The sequence below is a fragment of the Dyadobacter sp. OTU695 genome (genome assembly GCF_038440355.1).
Lineage (GTDB): Bacteria > Bacteroidota > Bacteroidia > Cytophagales > Spirosomataceae > Dyadobacter.
Window position 1 is genome coordinate 1 of the sequence record NZ_JASATN010000060.1, and the last position, 1,447, is coordinate 1,447.

General features: G+C 48.9%; 1 protein-coding gene. It reads right to left on the reverse strand.

All coding sequences use genetic code 11. The features are described 5' to 3' along the window. Window positions 1-1,447: non-ribosomal peptide synthetase (locus tag AAHB90_RS32385; protein ID WP_342089473.1), on the reverse strand; the 1,447-nt coding region annotated here is incomplete at both ends.

Genomic DNA, 1,447 nt, shown 5'->3' on the forward strand with positions numbered 1-1,447 from the left:
GCGGTCGCCTGCGACAAAAGGGCTGGCTATAAAACGCTCAGCAGTCAGATCGGTCCGGTTCAGGTATCCACGCGCCAACTGATCTCCTGCAAGGAATATTTCTCCTGTTAAACTGCAAGGCACAGGCTCCAGATAATCATTGAGGATATAAACCCTATTATTTCCCAATGGTTTTCCGATTACAATTTTACCAGCATGATCAAGGGGATCGTTAGTCAATGTCGCACAAACAGTGTTTTCAGTAGGCCCATACGCATTGATAACTGTAATTCCCTGACCGGCCAGGCCAGCCGCTACATTTAAATTAATAGCTTCCCCGGCGGATACTAAAGTCCTTAAACTTGGCATCGGCTCTATAAGAGCTATTTGATAAGATGGCGGCAGGGTTACTAATTCTACTTGCTCTTTGTTGATGAGTTCTGTGAGACGAGCAGACTCCAATATCGTCTCCTTTGACACGGTGACAAGTCTACCACCAACAGTTAATGTCGAAAAAATCTCATAGACCGAAGCGTCAAAGCTAATCGAAGAGAACTGTAACACTGTTATACCCGAATGCAACTGAAGCGTTTCTATCTGATTGTATATGAGACTAACTAAACTACGATGCTCAATCATTACCCCCTTGGGCCGCCCTGTCGAACCAGACGTATAAATCACATAGGCAAGGTTCGAGCTGGTAACACCCGAGAACACTACTTCGCTGCTGCAAGCCCCGACCCTTTCCCGGTCCGCCCCGTCCAGCTGGATTACATGACATGAACCCGGCAAGCGCCCAGACAGCGCCGCGCTGCTGACCACGCACGAAACCTGGCTGTCACTAATCATGTAGCCGATACGCTCCACGGGATAATCAGGATCAATCGGCAGGTAAGCACCACCCGATTTCAGAATACCCAGTATCCCCACTACCATATCGATGCCACGCTCTAAACAGATCCCAACAAGGCTCTCCGGACCAACCCCAACCCCGCGAAGGTAATGCCCCAGCCGGTTGCTGGCAGCGTCCAACTCGCCATAGCTCATCGTTTGCCCTTCAAAAACAAGCGCGACAGACGAGCCGCCAGCCGTCACCTGACCTGCAAAAAGCTCCAGTACCGTCCGCGAAAGATCATAGTCACGCCCTGTTTGGTTAAAGCCGTTCACCAGTTGCTCACGCTCCGCACTGCCCAGCATCTCAAGTTTACTGATAGATATTTCAGGCGAGATAACCACCGATTCCAGTAGTTGGCGGTAATGACCGAACAAGCGGCTGATCGTCTCAGAAGTATATAAATCAGTGCAGTATGTAACACTAACTGACAAGCAATCTGAAAGTTCAACAATATCAAAACTCATCGAGAGTTGCGCCATTTTTTGCTCAAACTCGTCCATTAAGATCTGAAGAGCTTCCCCCAGATAAATTTGCTGGCGCTCTGGAAGGTTATGCAGGGCGAATTTTATATCA